The 20,960-nt window shown below is 64.4% G+C and carries 18 protein-coding genes; 14 read left to right on the top strand and 4 right to left on the bottom strand.

Annotated elements, in window-relative coordinates; genetic code table 11:
• Positions 1-3: 3 nt before the first annotated feature.
• Positions 4-402 (bottom strand): Co2+/Mg2+ efflux facilitator ApaG/CorD, encoded by a 399-nt coding sequence (apaG, locus tag ABIC16_RS06580; RefSeq protein WP_277969396.1) that lies wholly within the window; start codon positions 400-402, stop codon positions 4-6.
• 40 nt (positions 403-442) lie between these two features.
• A complete protein-coding gene (gene metZ / locus ABIC16_RS06575) occupies positions 443-1,648 on the bottom strand; it encodes an O-succinylhomoserine sulfhydrylase (protein ID WP_354290492.1) in 1,206 nt (401 codons plus the stop codon).
• A 59-nt stretch (positions 1,649-1,707) separates the two neighbouring features.
• On the opposite strand from metZ, the gene ABIC16_RS06570 reads away from it, so the two are divergent.
• A complete protein-coding gene (locus tag ABIC16_RS06570) occupies positions 1,708-3,027 on the top strand; it encodes a phospholipid carrier-dependent glycosyltransferase (RefSeq protein WP_502958288.1) in 1,320 nt (439 codons plus the stop codon).
• A 323-nt stretch (positions 3,028-3,350) separates the two neighbouring features.
• Here ABIC16_RS06570 and ABIC16_RS06565 read toward each other — a convergent pair whose 3' ends face one another.
• Both ABIC16_RS06565 and ABIC16_RS06560 read right to left on the bottom strand, forming a co-directional pair.
• Positions 3,351-3,620 (bottom strand): hypothetical protein, encoded by a 270-nt coding sequence (locus tag ABIC16_RS06565; protein WP_277969399.1) that lies wholly within the window; start codon positions 3,618-3,620, stop codon positions 3,351-3,353.
• 173 nt (positions 3,621-3,793) lie between these two features.
• The gene (locus ABIC16_RS06560; RefSeq protein WP_354290490.1) at positions 3,794-4,795 is read right to left on the bottom strand and encodes an NAD(P)H-quinone oxidoreductase; all 1,002 of its coding nucleotides are present in this window, start codon (positions 4,793-4,795) and stop codon (positions 3,794-3,796) included.
• A gap of 96 nt (positions 4,796-4,891) precedes the next feature.
• On the opposite strand from ABIC16_RS06560, the gene ABIC16_RS06555 reads away from it, so the two are divergent.
• From ABIC16_RS06555 to ABIC16_RS06495, 13 genes are all read left to right on the top strand, one after another.
• Entirely contained in the window at positions 4,892-5,089 is a 198-nt protein-coding gene (locus tag ABIC16_RS06555) for a DUF1192 domain-containing protein (protein WP_277969400.1), read from the top strand.
• Between the two features lie 125 nt (positions 5,090-5,214).
• Positions 5,215-7,530 (top strand): ATP-dependent Clp protease ATP-binding subunit ClpA, encoded by a 2,316-nt coding sequence (clpA, locus tag ABIC16_RS06550; RefSeq protein ID WP_354290489.1) that lies wholly within the window; start codon positions 5,215-5,217, stop codon positions 7,528-7,530.
• Between the two features lie 357 nt (positions 7,531-7,887).
• Positions 7,888-9,549, top strand: a complete 1,662-nt coding sequence (locus tag ABIC16_RS06545) for a sensor domain-containing diguanylate cyclase (RefSeq protein WP_354290488.1) — start codon at positions 7,888-7,890, stop codon at positions 9,547-9,549.
• A gap of 31 nt (positions 9,550-9,580) precedes the next feature.
• A complete protein-coding gene (locus ABIC16_RS06540) occupies positions 9,581-9,781 on the top strand; it encodes a hypothetical protein (protein ID WP_277969403.1) in 201 nt (66 codons plus the stop codon).
• An 82-nt stretch (positions 9,782-9,863) separates the two neighbouring features.
• Positions 9,864-11,570 (top strand): long-chain-fatty-acid--CoA ligase, encoded by a 1,707-nt coding sequence (locus ABIC16_RS06535; RefSeq protein WP_354290487.1) that lies wholly within the window; start codon positions 9,864-9,866, stop codon positions 11,568-11,570.
• 135 nt (positions 11,571-11,705) lie between these two features.
• Positions 11,706-12,317: a glutathione S-transferase family protein gene (locus tag ABIC16_RS06530; RefSeq protein ID WP_354290486.1), complete on the top strand. Its 612-nt coding sequence runs from the start codon at positions 11,706-11,708 to the stop codon at positions 12,315-12,317.
• An 87-nt stretch (positions 12,318-12,404) separates the two neighbouring features.
• Positions 12,405-13,307, top strand: a complete 903-nt coding sequence (locus ABIC16_RS06525; protein ID WP_354290485.1) for a UDP-2,3-diacylglucosamine diphosphatase — start codon at positions 12,405-12,407, stop codon at positions 13,305-13,307.
• A 5-nt stretch (positions 13,308-13,312) separates the two neighbouring features.
• Positions 13,313-14,350, top strand: a complete 1,038-nt coding sequence (locus ABIC16_RS06520; RefSeq protein ID WP_354292272.1) for a glycosyltransferase family 4 protein — start codon at positions 13,313-13,315, stop codon at positions 14,348-14,350.
• Between the two features lie 184 nt (positions 14,351-14,534).
• Entirely contained in the window at positions 14,535-15,215 is a 681-nt protein-coding gene (locus ABIC16_RS06515; RefSeq protein WP_277969407.1) for a DUF1013 domain-containing protein, read from the top strand.
• Positions 15,216-15,334: 119 nt separating this feature from the next.
• Positions 15,335-16,480, top strand: a complete 1,146-nt coding sequence (gene tgt, locus ABIC16_RS06510; RefSeq protein ID WP_354290484.1) for a tRNA guanosine(34) transglycosylase Tgt — start codon at positions 15,335-15,337, stop codon at positions 16,478-16,480.
• A 15-nt stretch (positions 16,481-16,495) separates the two neighbouring features.
• On the top strand, positions 16,496-16,684 hold the full coding sequence (locus ABIC16_RS06505; RefSeq protein WP_354290483.1) for a hypothetical protein: 189 nt from the start codon (positions 16,496-16,498) through the stop codon (positions 16,682-16,684).
• Between the two features lie 218 nt (positions 16,685-16,902).
• Positions 16,903-19,728, top strand: coding sequence for a M16 family metallopeptidase (locus tag ABIC16_RS06500; protein WP_354290482.1), 2,826 nt, complete (start codon positions 16,903-16,905; stop codon positions 19,726-19,728).
• Between the two features lie 183 nt (positions 19,729-19,911).
• A complete protein-coding gene (locus ABIC16_RS06495; protein ID WP_354290481.1) occupies positions 19,912-20,880 on the top strand; it encodes a cell wall hydrolase in 969 nt (322 codons plus the stop codon).
• Positions 20,881-20,960 lie beyond the last annotated feature (80 nt).

The following is a 20,960-nucleotide window of genomic DNA, read 5'->3' as shown; positions in this document are numbered from 1 at the left end:
GCGTCATGCGCCCACTGCCGGCGCGATCAGCGAGAAGCGCGGGATATCGACGTCGAACCCCGCCCCGTCCTCGCCGAGCATGTGATAGCTGCCGACCATCGCCCCGGTCGGCGTCGCGAGCGGGCAGCCCGAGACATAGTCGAAGCTTTCCCCAGGGGCGATCATCGGTTGCTCGCCGATGACGCCCTCGCCCTCGACCGAATGCCGCGCGCCGCGCCCGTCGGTGATGATCCAGTGGCGGGTGAGCAACTGGACCGTCCGCTCCGAATCGTTCTCGATCCGGATGTGATACGCCCAGAACCACCGTCCCCGCTCGGGTTCGGATTGTTCTGGCAGGAAGCTGACCGACACGCGGACCACCACCCCAAGCGTTTCCGCGACATAGGGGAACAGCGCCTTCACGACGCGATCCTTCGATCCCGTGCGCCGCCGCACCGCACGCTCAAAGCCCCGCCGCCGTCAGCGCCTGGTCGATGTCCGCGATCACGTCGTCCGCGTCCTCCAGCCCGACGTTGAGGCGGAGCAGCCCCTCGGTCACGCCCATTTCGAGCCGCTTTTCCTCGGCGACGCCGGAATGCGTGGTCGAGGCGGGATGCGTCATCAGCGACCGCGAATCGCCGATGTTGTTCGAAATGTCGACCAATTCAAGCGCATCGAGCAGCGCATGCGCCTGCGTGCGCCCCGCCACTTCGAACGCGAAGATCGGCCCGCATGCGTCCATCTGGCGCATCGCCAGTTCGTGCTGCGGGTGGCTCGGCAGGAACGGATGGAGGATCCGCGGCACGCGGCCCTCGATGAATTTCCCGACCTTGAGCGCATTCTCCGACTGGCGGCGAATGCGCAGGTCGAGCGTCTCGAGCCCCTTGAGCACGACCCACGCGTTGAACGCGCTGAGCGTCGGCCCGGTGTTGCGTGTGAAGGGCAGCAACGTGTCGTTGATGAACGCTTCGGTCCCGCACACCGCGCCCGCGAGCACGCGCCCCTGCCCGTCCATCATCTTGGTCGCGCTATAGGCGGTGACGTCCGCGCCGAATTCCATCGGCCGCTGGAGCGCGGGCGTAGCGAAGGCGTTGTCGACCACCGAAGTGATCCCGCGCGCGCGCGCGATGTCGCACACTGCCTTCAGGTCGACGACGTCCATCGTCGGGTTGGCGGGGGTCTCGAAGAAGAACACCTTGGTGTTGGGGCGGCACGCATCCTCGAACTGCTGCGGGTCGCGCGCGTCGATCGTGGTCGTCTCGATCCCGAACTTGGGGAGCAGCGTATCGACCAGCCAGCGGCACGATCCGAACGCCGCGCGCCCGGCGACGACATGGTCCCCCGCCTGGAGCTGGCACAGCAGCACCGCGGTCATCGCCGCCATGCCCGTCGCCATCGTGCGGCACGCTTCCGCGCCCTCCAGCAGGGCGATGCGGTGCTCCAGCATCTCGACCGTCGGGTTCTGCAACCGCGAATAGGTCATGCCGGTCTGTTCGCCGGCAAAGCGCGCGGCGGCGTCCGCGGCGCAATCATAGGCATAGCCCGAGGTGAGGAACAACGCCTCCGACGTCTCCCCCCATTCGCTGCGCGCGGTGCCGCCGCGCACGGCTTGGGTTGCGGGGCGCCACTGGCGGGTGATGCTCTGGTCTTGTCCGGTGCGGCGTTTCATGCGGCACGCTTTGCCGGTTGGCGGCGGGGCACGTCAATGCCCGTTCCCTGCGACAGCGCTTGAAAGCGTCACCTTTCGGCTGGATAGAGGCGGACGTGAGCCACGCGCGCCCCCACCCTTACCGTGCAGCGGCGGCGCTCGCGCTGCTCGCGCAGACGCTGTTCAGCTATCGGCTGACGATCCCGACCAAGCCGATGTTCGACGAAACGCATTACGTGCCCGCCGCCCGCACGCTGCTCGCGCTCGCCGGGCCGACCAACATCGAACATCCGCTGTTCGCGAAGGAAATCATCGCTGCGGGCATCCTGTTGCTCGGCGATACCAGCCTCGGGTGGCGGTTCTTCTCGACGCTGGCGGGGACGGGCGTCGTGCTCGGCGTATTCGCGATCGTCTGGCTCATGCTCGGTCGCGTCCGCCCGGCAGTGTTCGGCGCGCTGTTCGCGCTGTTCAACGGCACGGTGTTCGTCCAGGCGCGGATCGGGATGCTCGATGGCTTCATGGCCGCGTTCGCGATCCTCGGCCTCGCCGCGTTGCTGTGGGCGATGCGCGCCGAACGCGGGCGCGATGCGTGGTCTCGCTGGATCCTCGGCGCGGTCCTGCTGGGGCTGTCGGTCGCGGCGAAATGGGCGGCGGCGCCGCTGATCGGCTTCGCCGCGCTTGGCTTCGTCGCATTGCGGCTGGATGATGCACGCCGGAGCGGACGTTCGGTGTTCGGTGCGCTCAATGCCGGCGGGCAGCGCCATTGGCCGCAGATGGCGGCGATCCCCGCGATGCTGGTGCTGGGCGGGGTCAGCGTCACGGCCTATTTCGCCACCTTCGCCCCGGCGTTCTTCTACACGCACGATCCGCTGACCTTCGGCACGCTCTTCTCGTTCCAGCAGCGCATGTACGACCGCCAGACGCTGCCGTTGCCGTCGCATCCCTATCAGTCGGCCTGGTGGTCCTGGCCCGTGATGGTCCGCCCGATCTGGTATCTGTACGAGCGCGTCGACGGGGCGCAGCGCGGCGTGTTGCTGATCGGCAATCTCGCGATCCTGTGGGGCGGGCTGATCGCGGTGGCGGCGTGCGGCTATGGCGCGATCCGCGACCGGTCGCCGCCGCTGCTCGCCGCGGCGGCGCTGTGGGTGGCGAGCTATGCGGTGTGGATCGTGATCCCCAAGAAGATCGGGTTCTTCTATTATTATTATCTGCCAAGCATCGCGCTCTGCATCGCGCTCGCGGTGGCGTTCGACCGCTTCCCGGCGGCGCGGCGGCGTGACACCGCGTTTCTCGCCGTCGTGATCGTGCTGTTCGCGGTGTTTTATCCGGTGTTGTCGGCAGCCCCGCTGCCGGGCCCGGCGGCGTTCCATTATTGGACGTGGTTTCCCAGCTGGGTGTGAGCGGCAACGTGCGCGGTCCCCCTTACCTCATCCCATCCGCCCCCACCCGTTCGTCCTGAGTAGCGACCGAGTAGGCGGAGCCGTATCGAGGGCGCGTATCGAAGGACAGGTTGTCGCGTGCGGCGGTCCTTCGATACGCCCCCTCGATACGCCCTGAAGAAGGGCTACTCGGTCGCTACTCAGGACGAACGGAAAGAGAGAGAGAGAGAGAGAGAAGGAGCTGCATCACCCCGCCCCCCCCCAAAAACAAAAGGGCGCCCGGGTTTCCCCGGACGCCCCACCAGTTCGAGCTGCGCTTGGGAACAGCCCGATCTGTTCCGTGATTACATGCCGTTCGACAGGTTCGTGTCGGCATCGTTGGTGCGCATGTCGGTTGCCTGGTTCTGGCCCGTTGCGCGCACTGCGTCCGCCTTGTTCTCGAGCATTGCTTCGCCTGCCGGGGTCGCTGCGTTGTCTGCTGCTTCCTCGAGGTTGTCTGCAACGGCTTCGGTGTTGGCTTCGATATTGTCAGCAGCCTGCTCGCGCGGGGTCGAGTTGCAGGCAGCCAAGGAAACGAGGCCAGCAGCGGCTGCGAGAACGAACATCTTCTTCATCGTGATATACCCTTTTCGAACGGCTCGAAGGCCGAAGGCAGATAAGACATAACGCCGTGATTTGTTCCGAAAACCACGAAAACTTTCTTACTATTCCGCAAATGTCGTTGTAAACAAAGAATAAGTATTTGGCGCGACCCTGCCGCAGTTGACTCTGCGGCGGGATCGAACGCTCAGTCGAGCGTCAGCACGATCTTGCCGACATGGTCGCCCGCCTCCATCCGGCGGTGCGCCGCGGGCGCCTCCTCCAGCGAGAAGGTGCGGTCGAGCACCGGCTTGAGCTTCCCGGCCTCGACATGCGGCCAGACGGTGCGATGCAATTCGTCCGCGACCAGCGTCTTGAACGCGGTGTCGCGCGCGCGCAGCGTCGACCCCGTCAGCGTCAGCCGCCGCCGCATGATCTCGAATAACGGCACCGTCGCGGTCGCGCCGCCCTGTACCGCGATCGAAACGTGGCGCCCGTCCTCGGCGAGGCACTGCAGGTTACGCGCGACATAATCGCCCCCAACCATGTCGAGCACGACCGCGCATCCCGCGCCGCCGGTGATGTCCTTGATCCGCGCCACGAAGTCCTCGGTCTTGTAATTGATCGCGTGCGCCGCGCCGAGCGCCTTGGCGGAAGCGCATTTGTCGTCCGACCCGGCGGTGACGATGACCGTCAACCCGAAGATCGCGCCCAGCGCGATCGCCATGGTTCCAATGCCGCTGGTGCCGCCGTGGACCAGCACGGTGTCGCCCTCGGTCGCGTACCCACGCTCGAACAGATTGGTCCACACCGTGAACAGCGTTTCCGGGAGCGCTGCCGCCTCGACCATCGACAGCGCGTTCGGCACGGGCAGCACTTGCCCCGCGGCAACTGCGACATATTCGGCATATCCCCCGCCGGCGACCAGCGCGCAGACTGGTTGGCCGAGCAGGTTCCCGCCGACGTCGGCCCCTTGCAACACGACGGTGCCCGAAACTTCCAGCCCGAGGATCGACGGCGCTCCCGGTGGTGGCGGATAGCCGCCCTTGCGCTGGAGCACGTCCGGGCGGTTGACGCCGGCCGCGACCACCCGGATCAGCACTTCATGCGTCGCAATCGTGGGCACAGGCCGTTCGACGACCACCAGAACCTCCGGCCCACCCGCCTCGCTGGGGTCGATCGCGCGCATCGTTACCGGCAGATCCTGCATCGCTTCCAAGCCCCGTTTTACGCGGCGTTCGGACAAGTCCCGTTTCGCCAGCGCGCCTTATTGACATCCCCTGCGCGTGGGTCAACGATCCTCCCCATGGACATCGACGAGATTCTCCCGAACAAAGCGGGCGATCCGCTCGCTGCGGTCATCGCACAGGACCTGGACCCGCTTTCGGTCAAGGAACTCGACGATCGCGTCGCCGCGCTCGAGCGCGAAATCGTTCGGACTAGGGAAAAACGGGATAGTGCCGTTAACCACCGCGCAACCGCAGATATGCTCTTTAAGTCGTAAAGTGACTGGTTCCGGAACACAGGAACACCGAGAGTCGTTTTCAAGAGGTTGATGCGGGCGACCTTCCTTCCGACATAGCTGGAAAGGGTCGCTCGTCTTACGTGGCCCGCATGGAGTAACTACAGATGCCATCCTTCGCCTCCGCGCTGGAAACCACGTTGCACAAAGCCCTTGAGGCTGCGTCTTCGCGCCGGCACGAATATGCTACGCTAGAACATCTGCTGCTCGCCTTAATTGATGACGAGCATGCTTCGAAGGTGATGCAGTCCTGCGGCGTCGATACCGCCGAGCTGACCTCGACCGTCAAACACTATCTCGATACCGAACTGGAAGCGTTGAAAGTCGACGCGGCGACCGACCCGTCGCCGACCTCGGGGTTCCAGCGTGTCGTCCAGCGCGCGATCCTGCACGTCCAATCGTCCGGACGCGACGAAGTGACCGGCGCAAACGTGCTGGTCGCGCTGTTCAGCGAGCGGGAAAGCTATGCCGTCTACTTCCTGCAGCAGCAGGATATGAGCCGGCTCGACGCGGTCAGCTTCATCAGCCACGGTGTCGGCAAGGGTGGCGCTGCCCCCGAGGCGACCTCGCCCAAGGGTGCCGAGGAAGAGAAGCCGCAGAAGCCCGGCGAGAAGGGCAAGGAAAGCGCGCTCAAGCAGTTCTGCGTCGACCTCAACGAGAAGGCCAAGAAGGGAAAGGTCGATCCGCTGATCGGTCGTGGCCCCGAGGTCGATCGTACGGTCCAGATCCTGTGCCGCCGTTCGAAGAACAACCCGCTGTATGTGGGCGATCCCGGCGTCGGAAAGACCGCGATCGCCGAAGGTCTCGCGCGCAAGATCGTCGAGGGCGACGTGCCGGAAGTGCTGCTGCCGGCGGTGATCTACTCGCTGGACATGGGCGCGTTGCTCGCAGGCACCCGGTATCGCGGTGACTTCGAGGAGCGCTTGAAGGCGGTCGTGACCGAGCTGGAGAAGATGCCCGACGCGATCCTGTTCATCGACGAGATCCACACCGTGATCGGTGCCGGCGCGACCAGCGGCGGCGCGATGGATGCGTCGAACCTGCTGAAGCCGGCGCTGTCGGGCGGGACGATCCGCTGCATCGGCTCGACCACCTACAAGGAGTTCCGCAACCACTTCGAGAAGGACCGCGCGTTGCTGCGGCGCTTCCAGAAGATCGACGTCAACGAACCCACGATCGAGGACACGATCAAGATTCTGGCCGGTCTCCGGACCGCGTTCGAAGACCATCACAAGGTGAAATATACCCCCGACGCGATCAAGTCGGCGGTGGAGCTGTCGGCGCGCTACATCAACGACCGCAAGTTGCCGGACAAGGCGATCGACGTGATCGACGAAGTCGGTGCGATGCAGATGTTGGTGCCGCTCGCCAAGCGCAAGAAGACGATCACCAGCCGCGAGATCGAGCAGGTCATTGCGACGATGGCGCGCATTCCGCCGAAATCTGTGTCCACGGACGACACGAAAGCGCTCGAATCGCTCGAAACCGACCTCAAACGGGTGGTGTTCGGACAAAATGCGGCGATCGAAAAGCTCGCCTCCGCGATCAAACTATCGCGCGCGGGTCTGCGCGATCCCGAGAAGCCGATCGGCAACTATCTGTTCACCGGCCCCACCGGCGTCGGGAAAACCGAGGTTGCAAAGCAGCTTGCGACGATCATGGGGATCCCGCTCCAGCGCTTCGACATGTCCGAATACATGGAACGCCACTCGGTCTCCCGACTGATCGGTGCGCCCCCGGGCTATGTCGGATTCGACCAGGGCGGCCTCCTCACCGACGCGATCGACCAGCAGCCGCACTCGGTACTGCTGCTCGACGAGATCGAGAAGGCGCACCCCGACCTGTTCAACATCCTGCTGCAAGTCATGGATAACGGGCGCCTTACCGACCAGCACGGTAAGACGGTCGACTTCCGCAACGTCATCCTGATCATGACGACGAACGCGGGTGCCGCCGATATGGCACGCGAGACTCTAGGCTTCGGCAACCTCACCCGCGAGGGCGAGGACGAGCAGGCCGTCCAGAAGATGTTCACGCCGGAGTTCCGTAACCGTCTCGATGCGATCGTCCCGTTCGGTTATCTGCCGACCGAGGTGGTGGCACGGGTCGTGGACAAGTTCATCCTTCAGCTCGAATTGCAGCTGGCGGACCGCAACGTTCACATCAACTTGGACGACGAAGCTAAGACATGGCTGACCGCCAAGGGGTATGACAAGCTGTACGGTGCCCGCCCGATGGGCCGTTTGATCCAGGAAAAGATCAAGCAGCCGCTCGCCGAGGAACTGCTGTTCGGCAAGTTGGTCCATGGCGGCGAGGTGACGGTGAAGATGAAGGACAACGCGTTGTCGTTCGAAATCACCTCCGCCCCGCCGAAGAAGCCGCGGCGCAAGACGACGAACAAGGTCGACAGCACCGCAAAATAAGTGGGCCAGTCGGTTACAAAATCAGCGCGGGTTCGGCGATGCCGGACCCGCGCTTTTTTTGTTCTTCGAAGTCGCGACCTTGCGCCCATGCCGTTGGTCGCTCGCCTCGCTTTCGGGCAAAATCAACCGATTCGCTCGCATGGCCAAGACATCGCTTGCGGCGCACCAATTGCCGTACGTCGCGTGTGCTACCACCCCGTTAACCACCGTGTTCGTGGACAATCCGCCACAATCAGTCCTTGAAAAGCAAATCGAACGCCAAATTTTACTTTCCGTTCGTCATCATGGAGCTAGGAATCGAGCATGCGTCCAACGCCCCGCTCTCGCCTGTGCGCCTTTCTCCTGATGTGGTGCGCCATGTTTCTCGCGGGCGAGTCGGCTGGGGCAACCATCACAAGCGCTGGGGAGCCGATCAGGGCGTGTATCACACGCGACCGCGTGGGGCTTACTGCGCACGCGCTTTTGCTCCCCTCGGCGCCTTTTAGGTGCGAAACCGATCAACGCACGCTCGGTCCCGGCAGTTACTGGCTTCGCTCGGCGCCGTTGCGTCGCAGCGGAGCGGTCAACGTCCGAAGCGCAAGCCTTTGGCAAGGAACGGTAACGCTCTATGCCGTGTACGCGGACGGCGTAATCCTTCGTCAAAGTGTGGACCAACAGGGCGCTTCGCGTCGTATGCAGTTGGGTGCGATGGTCGAAGTCGCCTTGCCGCACCGTCCGGCCCCGCTGGTCCGCCTGCTGTGGCACGTCGACGGGGCCGCCAACCTGCGTGGCATCCTGCGCGACGTTGAGCTTACGACCGTAGACGAGAGCAGGCAGGCCAATCTCGTGCTTGGAGGGCTTTATGCCGCCTTTGCCGGGCTGTGCATGGCGCTGCTGTGCTATAACTTCGCGCTTTGGGTGGCACTGCGGCACCGCTTTCAGCTCGCCTATTGCGCGATGGTTCTGAGCCTGCTGGCGTACGCCATATCGTCCTCGGGCTATCTCTCCTGGATGTACCCGGACATCGCCAACAATGATCGGATCCGGTGTAACTACCTGTCCCTGGGCATCGCCACCGTTTCCGCCTTCGCCTTCGCCCGAGCATTTTTCGAAGAACGCGTTTTTGCCGGCTGGATGGGCCGATCCGTGCGGATCGTCAGCGCAATCACCGTTTTGGCGTCGCTTGCCTTTTTCCTGTTTGCGCCATGGAACGTCTGGTTTTTCGATCGGCTATATTCGGTTGCCTTCGTCGCTCAAATGGCAATGGTCCTTCCGCTGTTGTGGCGGGCCTGGGCGCTGCGGAGCAACTACCTGTGGGTGTTCACCCTTGCCTGGGCCGTGCCGATCATCATGGCCACCGTGCGCGTCGTCAGCGCGTTCGGCTTGATCGGGTGGAACTTCTGGCTCGACAATTCGACGATCGTATCGATGACGGTCGAAGCGCTGCTGTCGAGCGTCGCCATCGCGTATCGCATGCGTTTGTTGAGCAACGAACGCGACGAAGCCCGCGAACGGGAGATCGCCGCGCGGTTGCTGGCCGATACCGATCCGCTGACCGGATTGCTCAATCGCCGCGCTTTCCTGCACCATGCGATCGGACGCGAGGGCGAGCAAATCCTGATGATTGCCGATCTCGACCACTTCAAGCAGGTCAACGAAACCATCGGTCACGACGGCGGAGACGAAGTCCTGCGTGTCTTCGCCCGAACGCTGTGCCAGTCCGTCCCAGCCGAGGCGCTGGTCGCGCGCATGGGCGGAGAGGAATTTGCGGTCGTTACGGCGGCGGAGACCGCGTTCGACCCTGAAAACATTTTGGCGAGTCTGCGAGCCGAACGGATGCCGTTCGACGTGACCATCACCGCGAGCATCGGGGTTTGTATTGGTGCACTCGAACGCGAGCAGGATTGGAAGGCGCTCTACGGATGCGCCGATCGCGCCCTGTTCGAAGCCAAGTCCGCCGGTCGCGATCGCGCGCGGGTACGCCTCTTGAGCCATCACCATCCGGTTCAGGCGCCCACGCTTGCTGCCCTTCGCCAGTAAGGCTATAACGGTTGCGTAAGGAGACGGCCTGGTGCGCAATCGGAATATGGTCATCGCGATCTGTGCTCTGTTGGTCGTAACAGCAACGGTGAAGAACCATCCGACCGCGGACATTCGTGTCCTGACGCACGACGCGTCCGATCCGATGCCGCATCAGATCAAGGCAGCGCTCGATCTGGGTTTGCTGGGCATCTCCGTCCTGTACACCTGGACGGCACGCCCGATCGGCTGAACGGCGGTTCCGTCGCAAGCGCGCGGCGGACGCGGTTTGCAACGGCTTGCAGGCAACGGATGCCTTGCTTACACCTTTGTCAATGAACAGACCCGAAGCGCTCTGGCGCGAATCGTATCGTCATCCCGCTGCCTGGGACAGCGCCTTCCCGCCCCTATCGATGGCGACGCTATTCGACGAAGCCGCCGCCCGGAGCGGGCAGTCGCCGCTGATCGATTTCCTCGGTCGCCATTACTCGTTCGCCGAAACACTGGACGGTGCGAACCGCGTCGCCGCCGGCCTGTCCGCGCTTGGATATGGCCCGGGAGACCGGATCGGTTTGTTCCTGCCCAACGTGCCCCATTATGTCGCGGCGTATTACGGGATTCTCAAGCTCGGCGCGACGGTGGTGAATTTCTCGCCGCTCTACACCGCAGCCGAACTCGCGCATCAGGTCGAGGATTCGGGTACACGACTACTGTTCACGCTCTCCGCCAACCAACTGCTCCCAACGGCGCTCGACGTGCTGGACCATAGCGGTCTGGAACGGTTGGTCGTCGGGTCAATCGCCGGCGCCTTGCCGACGGCAAAGTCGCTCCTGTACCGGATGTTCAAGGGCGGCGAAGTGACGAAGCGGCCGGACGATCCCCGGATCCTGGCATTTTCCAAGTTGATCGCAAACGATGGTGCCTTTCCGCGTCCCACCCTGTCGCCCGAAACCGACGTCGCCCTGATCCAATATACCGGGGGCACCACAGGAACCCCGAAAGGCGCGATGCTGACGCACCAGAACCTTGCCGCCAACGCGCGGCAGGTGATGGCGATCGACCCGCATCCAGCCGCGCCAGACCGGATTCTCGGGGTGCTGCCGATGTTCCACGTCTTCGCCAACACCTGCGTGCTCAACCGAACGGTGCTTAACGGCGGCTGCATCGTGATGCTCCCGCGGTTCGAGGCGGGGGCGGTGCTGGCGGCAATCGCGCGGACCAAGGCGACCGCGCTCCCCGGCGTGCCGACGATGTATCAGGCCCTGCTCGACCATCCCAAGATCGGTGCGACCGACTTCTCTTCGCTGAGAATCTGCATTTCGGGCGGCGCGCCGCTCGCACCCGAATTGAAGGCGAAGTTCGAGAAGGTAACGGGTGCGACCGTGGTGGAGGGCTATGGCCTGTCCGAGAGCTCGGGCGTACTCTCCGCCAACCCTTATGAGGCCGAGGGAAAGACCGGGACGATCGGCCAACCGCTTCCCGCCACGCAGCTTCGACTGGTCGACAAGGCCGACCCGACACTGGATGCGCCCGATGGTGAACCCGGCGAGATCGTCGCCCGGGGGCCGCAGATCATGAAGGGCTATTGGAACCGCCCGGACGCCGACGAGGACGTCTTTGTGACCACCGCGGATGGCAAATGGCTGCGCACCGGCGATGTCGGGACGATCGATGCGGACGGCTTCGTCAAGATCGTCGACCGGCTGAAGGACATGATTTCGGTCTCGGGTTTCAAGGTCTTCCCAAGCCAGATCGAAGCAGTCCTGTATCATCATCCCGCCATCAAGGAGGCGCTCGTAGTTGGTCTGCCCGATCCGTATCGCGGCGAGCATCCCCGCGCCTATGTCACGCTCAACGACACGACGGACATCAGCGGCGAAGCGTTGCGCGACTGGCTCAACCCGCAGATCGGCCGGCATGAACGCGTGGACGAAGTAGTGTTGCGGTTGACCATGCCAAAGACGATGATCGGCAAGCTCAGCCGCAAGGACCTGATTACGGAAGTAATGGCGGAAGGCACCAAGACGACTGGAGAAAACTAAGCTTCAGACGCCGTTTCGCGCAGCTGCGGCGGAGGGACGAAATGTCGGCGGATGTGTTCGCCGTCTCGATCTCGAGGTGAAATTGCGTTCCTTTCGCGGCATATCTTGCAGACCGACTGTCTGGGGAGACGCCGCATGACCGACCTGATCCTGCATGAATATGCCGCGTCCGGGAATTGCTACAAGATCCGCCTGACCGCTGCTCATGCCGGCATTCCGTTGGAACGGCGGGAATATGACATCACGGCGGGCGCGACGCGGACACCTGCCTTTCTCGAACGAATCAACCCCAATGGGCGAATCCCGGTTCTGCAGGTCGGCGACGACTTTCTGCCCGAAAGCGGTGCCGCCTGCCTGTACCTGGCGGACGGGTCGCCTTTGATCCCGCAGGATCGGTTCGATCGCGCCGACATGCTCCATTGGATGTTCTGGGAGCAATATCATCACGAGCCGAACATCGCGACGCTACGCTTCTGGCGCACGACGATCGGCGAGGCGGGCCTCGACGATGTGCAGCGTGCCCTGCTTCCGGTGAAGCGCGCTGCCGGGGAGGCCGCGCTGGCAGTGATGGACGCACATCTCGCGCGGACCCCATTCCTGGCGGCGGGCCGCTTCACCGTCGCCGACATCGCGCTCTATGCCTACACCCATGTTGCGGAAGACGGCGGTTTCGCGCTGCGTCTTTACCCTGCAATCCAGGCGTGGTTGCGCCGTGTCGCGGCGCTCCCCGGGCATATTGCCATGTGACAGTTGGATGAAGGTCGATCCGTGCGATTGTAACATTGGCGAGGCATAGAACACAGTCATCCACAGGCTTTGCGGGATGGCGGAACGATGGACGCAATTACCAGGATCGCTCTCGATGGTCTGGTTGGCCAAGGCACGGTCGCCGACTTCGCGGATTTCGCGCATTCGAACCCGGTCATTCCGGAACGGCCGATCGATTTCCGCCGCAAGTATCGCACGATCTGGATTTCCGACATTCATCTCGGCACGCGTGGCTGCAACGCTCGAATGCTGATCGACTTCCTCGACCATGTCGACAGCGAGCGGATGTACCTGGTCGGTGACATCATCGACGGCTGGCGGCTCAAGAAGAAATTCTACTGGCCGGTCGAACACAATGACGTGGTGTGGCGGCTGCTGAAGCGCGCCAAGCGCGGCACCGACGTGATCTACATTCCCGGCAATCACGACGAGGTGATGCGGCAGTTCACCGGGCTCGACTTCGGCGGCGTCGCGATCCGGCGCAAGGCGATCCACGAAACCGCGGACGGTCGCCGGCTGCTCGTTCTCCACGGCGACGAATTCGACGCGATCACGCTCGCGCACCGCTGGCTCGCGCATGTCGGCGACGTTGCGTACACCGTGCTGATGGCGCTCAACCGCTGGGTTAATGCGTATCGCCGCTATTTCAACTTGCCGTATTGGTCGCTGTCCAAGCACGCCAAGGCGAAGGTCAAGAACGCGGTCGAGTTCATTTCCAATTACGAGGAAGTGATCGCGCAGGCGGCTGGATCGCGTGGGGTCGACGGGGTTGTCTGCGGGCATATCCACACTGCGGAATTCCGCGACATCGATGGCATAGCCTATTATAACGATGGCGACTGGGTGGAGGGCTGCACTGCCTTGGTCGAGCATTTCGACGGTCGCATGGAGTTGCTGCATTGGGCGGACGAGATTGCGGCGCGGGAGAAGGCACAGGTGAGCGCGAAGATCGCGCAGCTGGCGGCCTGACGCCGGTGCGCATCGCGATCGTCACCGACGCGTGGAGCCCGCAAGTGAATGGCGTGGTGCGTACGCTCCAGGCGGTCCGCGCGGAGCTCGAGCGGCAGGGGCACGATGTCCTGATCGTCTCACCCGACCTGTTCTATTCGATGCCGTGCCCGACCTATCCCGAGATCCGCCTCGCCTTCGCCCGCACCGCCGCGGTCGGCAAGATGCTTGCGGACTTCGTGCCGAACGCGATTCATCTTGCGACCGAGGGACCGGTATGTCTCGCCGCGCGGCGCTGGTGCCTGTCGCGAGGCTTTCCCTTCACCACGGCGTATCACACGCAATTCCCGGATTACGTGTCAGCGCGGACGGGGGTGAACCCGGAGTGGGTGTGGCGGTATATCCGATGGTTCCATTGGCCGGCGCAGTCGATCCTTGCGTCCACGCCGTCGATCGCTGCCACGCTGAAGGCACATGATCTGACCCGGGTGCGGCACTGGGGCCGCGGGGTCGACCTGTCGACGTTCGGTCCGGACATCGCGCCGGACCCGACGATCCGCGCGCTCGCCGACGGAGGCAAGGGTCCGATCCAGCTTTATGTCGGGCGCGTGGCGGTCGAGAAGAACATCGAGGCGTTCCTTGCCGCACGCACGCCGGGGGTAAAGGTCATCGTCGGCGACGGACCGGCCCGCGCCACGCTCTCTGCCAAATACCCGGACGCGCATTTCCTCGGTCCGCTGTTCGGGGACGACCTTGCCTCTGCCTATACCGCCGCCGACGTGTTCGTCTTCCCCAGCAAGACGGACACGTTCGGTCTGGTGATGATCGAAGCGATGGCGTGCGGCGTACCGGTCGCGGCCTATCCAGTTACGGGGCCGATCGACGTCCTTACCGCGAAGGTCGGCGCGATGGACCCGGACCTGGACGTCGCGATCGCCACCGCGCTGACGTTGGACCGTGCGGATTGTGTTGCCTATGGGCAAAGCTTCACCTGGTCGGCGAGCGCGCGACAATTCCTGGGCGCGCTGGTACCGGTCAATCATCCCGAAGCGATCGCGGCCTAGACGTTCTTCGCGGCAGGGGACCACGATGCTGTAAGAAAGATCGCCCGATCGGCGGCTCTGGCAGCCCCCAAAAGCGCGTCTGAACCGCGCTTGCCACTTCCCCCCATCCGTTCTACATCTAAAGTCAGCACAAGTGGCCGCTCCGAAAGGGGCGGCCCTTTCCGTTTCTGAAGGAGTTCACCGCATGGCTCAGCCGCTTATGCCCCATGCCACCGCATCGTGGCTCGTCGACAATACCGCGCTCAGTTTCGAGCAGATCGCGGATTTCTGCGGTCTCCATATCCTTGAAATTCAGGCGATTGCGGATGATACCGCCGCCACCAAGCTGACCGGACGCGACCCGATCCGCGCGCATGAGCTGACGCAGGTCGAGATCGACAAGGGTCAGGCCAATCCGGACTACCGGCTGCAGATCCTGAAAGGGCCGGAGCAGGTTCGCCGCACCAAGGGCCCGCGCTACACGCCGGTATCGAAGCGGTCGGACAAGCCCGACGGCATTTCGTGGATCATCCGCAACCATCCCGAGATCACCGACGGTGCGATCAGCGCGCTGATCGGCACGACCCGCACGACGATCGCGGCGATCCGCGACCGCAGCCACTGGAACATCGCCAACATCACGCCGAAGGATCCGGTCACGCTCGGCCTGACGACGCAGCGCGAGCTCGACGCCGCGGTCGGCAAGGCCGCCAAGGCCGCCGGGATCGAAGCACCGGTCGACACGCGGCTCGAGGGGGATCGCGAGGCGCTCATCACCGAGTTGCGCGCCAACCGCGATCAGCTCGCGCGTGACACCGAAGCCGCCGAGCACGGCGAACCCGCGCCGCGCGCCGAACCGACGGCGGAGACGCTGTTCAAGCGCTGACGCCTGCTCCCCTCCCTGGAAGGGAGGGGCTGGGGGTGGGTCGCTCTGAAACCGGCACCACACCCGCCACGGGCCAACCCACCCCCGACCCCTCCCTTCCAGGGAGGGGAGGAACTAAGATGACCAATTCCCCCCGTTTCGCCTTCACCATCGCCGCGACCGACGGCAAGGCGCGCACCGGCGAAATCGCGATGCGCCGCGGCACGATCCGCACCCCCGCCTTCATGCCGGTCGGCACCGCCGCGACCGTGAAGGCGGTCAAGCCCGCCGACGTCCGTGCAGCGGGCGCGGACATCATTCTCGGCAACACCTATCACCTGATGCTTCGCCCCGGCGCGGAACGCGTCGCGCGGCTCGGGGGCCTGCATGATTTCATGGGCTGGGACCGCCCGATCCTCACCGACAGCGGCGGCTATCAGGTGATGAGCCTCAGCGACCTGACCAAGCGCGACGAAAATGGCGTGACCTTCAAGTCGCACCTCGACGGCACGCGCCACACATTGAGCCCCGAACGCTCGATCGAGATCCAGCGGCTGCTCGGCTCGGACATCGTGATGGCGTTCGACGAGCTCGTCCCCACCACCTCCACCCCCGAAGTCCAGGCCGCCGCAATGGCGCGCTCGATGCGCTGGGCAAAGCGTAGCCGCGATGCGTTCGATGGCGCCGGCGCGCATGCCGAGGGTGCGGCGATCTTCGGGATCCAGCAAGGCGCGCTCGACCAGACGCTGCGCGGCGACAGCGCGGGTGCCCTGATCGACATCGGGTTCGACGGCTATGCGGTCGGCGGGCTCGCTGTTGGTGAGGGGCAAGAGGCGATGTTCGGCTGCCTCGATTTCGCGCCCGACCAGTTGCCGGTCGACAAGCCGCGCTATCTGATGGGCGTAGGCAAGCCCGACGACATCGTCGGCGCGGTCGAGCGCGGGATCGACATGTTCGATTGCGTGATGCCGACCCGCTCGGGCCGCACCGGCCAGGCGTTCACGCGGCAAGGCCCGATCAACTTGCGCAACGCGAAGTTCGCCGAGGATCAGGGGCCGCTTGATCCGGTCTGCGGATGTCCGGTCTGCGGCACATGGTCGCGCGCCTATATCCATCATCTGGTGCGGTCGCAGGAAATTCTCGGCGCGATGCTGATGACCGAACATAATCTGTGGTTCTATCAGGGGTTGATGGCGGACCTTCGCGCGGCGATAGCGGAAGCACGCCTTAAAAGTTTCGCGGATGCGTTCCGACAGGCGTACAAGGCGGGGAACGCGCAAGCGTAAAGTCGAGAGGGAATCATGGCTGAAATCAACGAAATCGAAGCGGCAGCCCGCGATCACAAGCGAGTCCGCGATGCCGCAGAGGCCGCCCGCAGCGCGGTTAAGGACAGCTGGCCGATCGTTCCGATCGCGATCGGCGTTGGAGTTGGTTCGGCCGCGCTCGCGGCAGTGCTGATGTACACCAACCGGGATCGCGAAAAACCCTGATGGGGATTGACGGAACGGCGTACACTGCCCTTCCCGTCAAACCGGACTACTCTTGGTATCCACCGCGCCGCATGTCCTGCTAGCCGCAGAACGGAAGCCGGTGGATCCGGCCCGGATGACGCCGTGGCAAACCACATGCTGTCCTCCCTGTCCGATTGACATACCACACCTCCCGGCAACACAGTGCAGCATCAGCCTGCACCGCCGGAGTCTCCCCCATGCGTTTGTCCCGTGCCGCCCTCCTGTTGGGCGCCGCCCTGCTGCCCGCGACTCTCGCGCAGGCGCAACCGACCGCCCCCGCCCCAGCCGTCAAGCCGATCGCCTTCACCGAACGCACGCTCGCCAACGGCCTGCGCGTCTATGCGATCCGCGACACCAGCACCCCCAACGTCTCGGTCCAGATGTGGTACGACGTCGGCTCGAAGGACGATCCCGCCGGCCGCTCGGGCTTCGCGCACATGTTCGAACATCTCATGTTCAAGGCGACGCGCAACCTGGTGTCCGAACAGATGGACCGGCTGACCGAAGACGTCGGCGGCAACAACAATGCGTCCACCAACGACGACTATACCGAATATCACGAGACGATCCCCGCCAACCACCTTCAGCGCCTGCTGTTCGCCGAAGCCGACCGGATGGCAAGCCTGGTGGTCGAGCCCAAGAGCTTCGCCTCCGAGCGCGACGTGGTGAAGGAGGAACTCCGCCAGAACACCAACGCCCGCCCCTACGGCAAGCTGTTCTCGCAATATTTCCCCGCGATCAGCTACACCCGCCACCCCTATGCGCGCGGGACGATCGGCAGCATCGACAATCTCGACAGCGCGCAGATCGACGACGTCCGTGCGTTCCACGCGACTTTCTACCGGCCCGACAATGCGGTGCTGGTCGTCTCGGGCAATTTCGACCCCGCGCAACTGAACCAGTGGGTCGACCAGTATTTCGCGAAGATCAAACGCCCGGCCCGTGCGATCCCGCGCGTCACCACGACCGAGCCGCCGCGAACGCAAGCCGTCAGCCGCACGGTCTATGAAGCGAACACCCCGCTCCCCGCGGTCCTGATCAGCTACCCGATCCCCGCCGACCGCGACCCCGACAGCGCGGCGCTCGCGGTGCTCAACACGATCCTGTCGCAGGGCGAAAGCTCGCGGCTGTACGAGAGCCTCGTCTATCGCGACCAGCTCGCGCAGTCGGCGGAGACCTATCTCGACGTCAAGCAAGGCCCCGGCAACTTCGCGGTGATCGCGATCATGGCCGGCGGCAAGGACGTCGCAACCGGCGAGGCCGCGCTGCGGCGCGAGATTGCGCGGATGCGCGACACCGCGGTCAGCCCGGCTGAGCTGGCGAAGGCGAAGAACCAGATCGTCACCGCTGAACTGCTCGGTCGCGAAACCGCCGAGGGCAAGGGCCGCACGATCGCGCAAGCGACGATCATCGACGGCGACCCGCACGCCGCCGACCGGCAACTCGCAGCAATCGGCCGTGTCACCGCCGCCGACGTCCAGCGCGTTGCGCGCAAATATCTGCAGGACAATCGTGCCGCGACGATCCGTTACCTCCCCGCCGAAAGCGCGAACGGCGCGAAAGGCGATACGATTGCGGTCGCGGACAGCGTGATCGCGCAGAAGCTCGTCACCCCGCCAGACGTCCAGATCGTCACCCCTGCCAGCGTCGCCGACCGTATCGCGCCTCCCGCCCCCGCCGCGACAGTTCAGGCGAGCAGCCCGAAGCCGGTAGAATTCGCGCTTGCGAACGGAATGCGGGTCGTGGTGGTCGAAAAGCATGACCTGCCGCTGATCACGGCATTGCTGGTTGGCCAAGGTGGCGGCTCGAATGATCCCGCCACGCTGCCCGGCGTCAACAGCTTGGCCGCGACGCTATTGACCAAAGGCACCAAGACCCGCAGCGCGTCCGACATCGCGCAACAGATCGAGACGCTCGGCGGCGCTATTTCGAGCGACGCAAGCTGGGATGGCGCGAGCGTCGACATCACCGTCAAATCTGACCAGGCGGCCCCCGCACTTGGCATTCTCGCCGACGTCGCGCGCAACCCGGCCTTCCAGCCCGACGAGATCGAACGCGCGCGGGCGCAGGCGATTGATGGCGTACAAGTCGCGATGAAGAACCCAAGCCAACTCGCTGGCCTCGTTGCCGCGCGCGCGGCGCTCGGCACAACATCGTACGGCCATCCGCTGGAGGGGACGCCGACGTCGCTCAAGGCAATCGGCGCAAGCGACATCCGCCACGCCTACGCTGCAACCTGGACACCAAAACAGGCAACGTTGGTGATGGTGGGCGACGTCACCCCGGTACGCGCACGGCAATTGGCGGAGACAAGCTTTGCGGGCTGGCGTGCGGTCGCGGCACCGCAGGCGCGCGTTGCGGCCGGCAATTACCCCAAACCAAGCGTCGTCGTCATCGACATGCCGGGTGCGGGCCAAGCCGGCGTCGTGGTCGCGCGCCCCGGATTGGCCCGCAATGACCCTCGCTATTATCCGACGGCGGTCGCCAATACGGTTCTGGGCGGCGGCTTCTCTTCGCGGCTCAACCAGGAAATCCGTATCAAGCGCGGACTCGCTTACGGCGCTGGCAGTTCGCTTCAGGCAGGGCGTCAGCCCGGGATGATCGCGGGTCGAACGTCGACGAAAAATCCGTCCGCCCCCGAGACGGTGTCGATCATTCTCGCCGAGATGAAGCGCCTCGGCGTCGAAGCGGTGACGCCTGCCGAACTGGAAACACGCAAGGCGGTCCTGATCGGCAATTTCGGCCGCGCGACCGAAACGACTGGTGGTATCGCCGGGACCGTCGGCGGCTACGTCGTGCAGGGCGTGCCGCTGAGTGAGCTCGGCACCTATGTCGACAAGGTCACGGCAGTCGAACCCTCAGCGGTCCAAGCAGCGGCGGCGGCGCTCCTCGATCCAGCAGCAGCGAGCATCGTCGTGGTCGGGGATGCGAAGGATTTCGTCGACCCGCTCCGCAAGACCTATCCCCGCCTTGAGGTGATCCCAGCGGGCGCCCTCAAGTTGGAGGCGCAAGCGCTGCGCTGATGGCCAGCCGAGTTCTTGTAGAGGGCTGAGCCCGGAGTCTCCAACGCGTGCGGCGACGCGATGTGGACTTTCGGGTTCCTTCCTAGCGTCAATGCGGCGCAAGGATTGCCGGGATCGGATTGGCCTCCCTCCTGAGAACAAGCGTCAGCAACCTGGTAACCCCGACGCGCTATTCGCGGGGGAATGGATCTTGCGCGCCGCCTTTACGATTATCGTTTCGCCCCAGCGCCTGTTCGCCTGCTGGGTGTTGGATGTGCGATGGTGGTCGTCGCGCTGTGCGGCATTTCGGCGATGCGGGCGATCGTCGACCAGACCGCCAAGGCCGAGCAAATCGATTCGGACAAGAACGGCTTCGACACAGAAGATCATTTCCCGGGTGCCGCCTATTTTTACGCCGAGGACACCGCAACGCCCACAGCGATCAGAACAACTGGCGCGCTGCCGTTACTGGCGCGACTGCTGGGTGGGGACGGAACGGTGCGTGCCGCCGCGCCTTTCTCCACCGCCCGCGCCAGTCCGACCGATCGCGGCCGCGCACTCCAGTGCTTGAGCGCGGCGATCTATTATGAAGCAGGTGGGGAACCGGTCGCGGGTCAACGCGCGGTCGCCCAAGTCATTCTGAACAGGGTGCGCCATCCGGCCTTCCCCGTGACCATTTGCGGCGTCATCTATCAGGGTTCGACGGAGGGGCATTGCCAGTTCAGCTTTGCGTGCAACGGTGCGATCACGCGCGGCATGCCCGATCAGGCCGCATGGTCGCGGGCTCTGGGTGTGGCGGCGGCGGCGCTTGATGGCGGCGTGATGCGCGATGTTGGCCTAGCGACTCATTACCACACGTTTGCGGTGACGCCCGACTGGAACCGAAGCCTCGTGATGACCGCCGTAGTAGGCGCGCATTTCTTCCACCGCTGGCAAGGGCGCTCAGGAACGTTCGCTGCGTTCCGCCGAGTCTATCGGGGTGGCGAACCCGTGCCCGGGCCGCTCCAAGTCGCCACGACCCGAAGCGCGCCCATACCCGTCCGGCCCGCTCAGGCGCCCGTTGCGAAGGAAGCCAGCGTCCTGAAAACCGCGCTTACGCCGCCGGAACCAAAGTTGCCCGACACTTCCGAAATCCTAGATAAATGGAAAGAGTCCGGCCAGCCTTTGTCGTAGCATCACGCTGTTACGGCGACGTGAAAGGCTAGTGATGCGGTTCGCTGCGCGAAAACCTCCCGTCGCCCACCCCCCGGCAC

Source organism: Sphingomonas sp. PvP055, from assembly GCF_040546365.1.
Classification (GTDB): Bacteria; Pseudomonadota; Alphaproteobacteria; order Sphingomonadales; family Sphingomonadaceae; genus Sphingomonas; species Sphingomonas echinoides_A.
The sequence above is the reverse complement of the archived record's forward strand: the minus strand, read 5'-3'. Positions and strand labels throughout refer to the sequence as shown.

What these genes read in the sequence shown, in the direction of transcription:
- ABIC16_RS06565 (WP_277969399.1), bottom strand. Translation starts at nt 3,620, where the DNA reads ATGAAGAAGATGTTCGTTCTCGCAGCCGCTGCTGGCCTCGTTTCCTTG.
- ABIC16_RS06525 (WP_354290485.1), top strand. Translation starts at nt 12,405, where the DNA reads ATGGACGCAATTACCAGGATCGCTCTCGATGGTCTGGTTGGCCAAGGC.
- ABIC16_RS06500 (WP_354290482.1), top strand. Translation starts at nt 16,903, where the DNA reads ATGCGTTTGTCCCGTGCCGCCCTCCTGTTGGGCGCCGCCCTGCTGCCC.
- ABIC16_RS06535 (WP_354290487.1), top strand. Translation starts at nt 9,864, where the DNA reads ATGAACAGACCCGAAGCGCTCTGGCGCGAATCGTATCGTCATCCCGCT.
- ABIC16_RS06505 (WP_354290483.1), top strand. Translation starts at nt 16,496, where the DNA reads ATGGCTGAAATCAACGAAATCGAAGCGGCAGCCCGCGATCACAAGCGA.
- ABIC16_RS06515 (WP_277969407.1), top strand. Translation starts at nt 14,535, where the DNA reads ATGGCTCAGCCGCTTATGCCCCATGCCACCGCATCGTGGCTCGTCGAC.
- tgt (WP_354290484.1), top strand. Translation starts at nt 15,335, where the DNA reads ATGACCAATTCCCCCCGTTTCGCCTTCACCATCGCCGCGACCGACGGC.
- ABIC16_RS06495 (WP_354290481.1), top strand. Translation starts at nt 19,912, where the DNA reads ATGGATCTTGCGCGCCGCCTTTACGATTATCGTTTCGCCCCAGCGCCT.
- ABIC16_RS06530 (WP_354290486.1), top strand. Translation starts at nt 11,706, where the DNA reads ATGACCGACCTGATCCTGCATGAATATGCCGCGTCCGGGAATTGCTAC.
- clpA (WP_354290489.1), top strand. Translation starts at nt 5,215, where the DNA reads ATGCCATCCTTCGCCTCCGCGCTGGAAACCACGTTGCACAAAGCCCTT.
- metZ (WP_354290492.1), bottom strand. Translation starts at nt 1,648, where the DNA reads ATGAAACGCCGCACCGGACAAGACCAGAGCATCACCCGCCAGTGGCGC.
- ABIC16_RS06560 (WP_354290490.1), bottom strand. Translation starts at nt 4,795, where the DNA reads ATGCAGGATCTGCCGGTAACGATGCGCGCGATCGACCCCAGCGAGGCG.
- ABIC16_RS06555 (WP_277969400.1), top strand. Translation starts at nt 4,892, where the DNA reads ATGGACATCGACGAGATTCTCCCGAACAAAGCGGGCGATCCGCTCGCT.
- ABIC16_RS06545 (WP_354290488.1), top strand. Translation starts at nt 7,888, where the DNA reads ATGTTTCTCGCGGGCGAGTCGGCTGGGGCAACCATCACAAGCGCTGGG.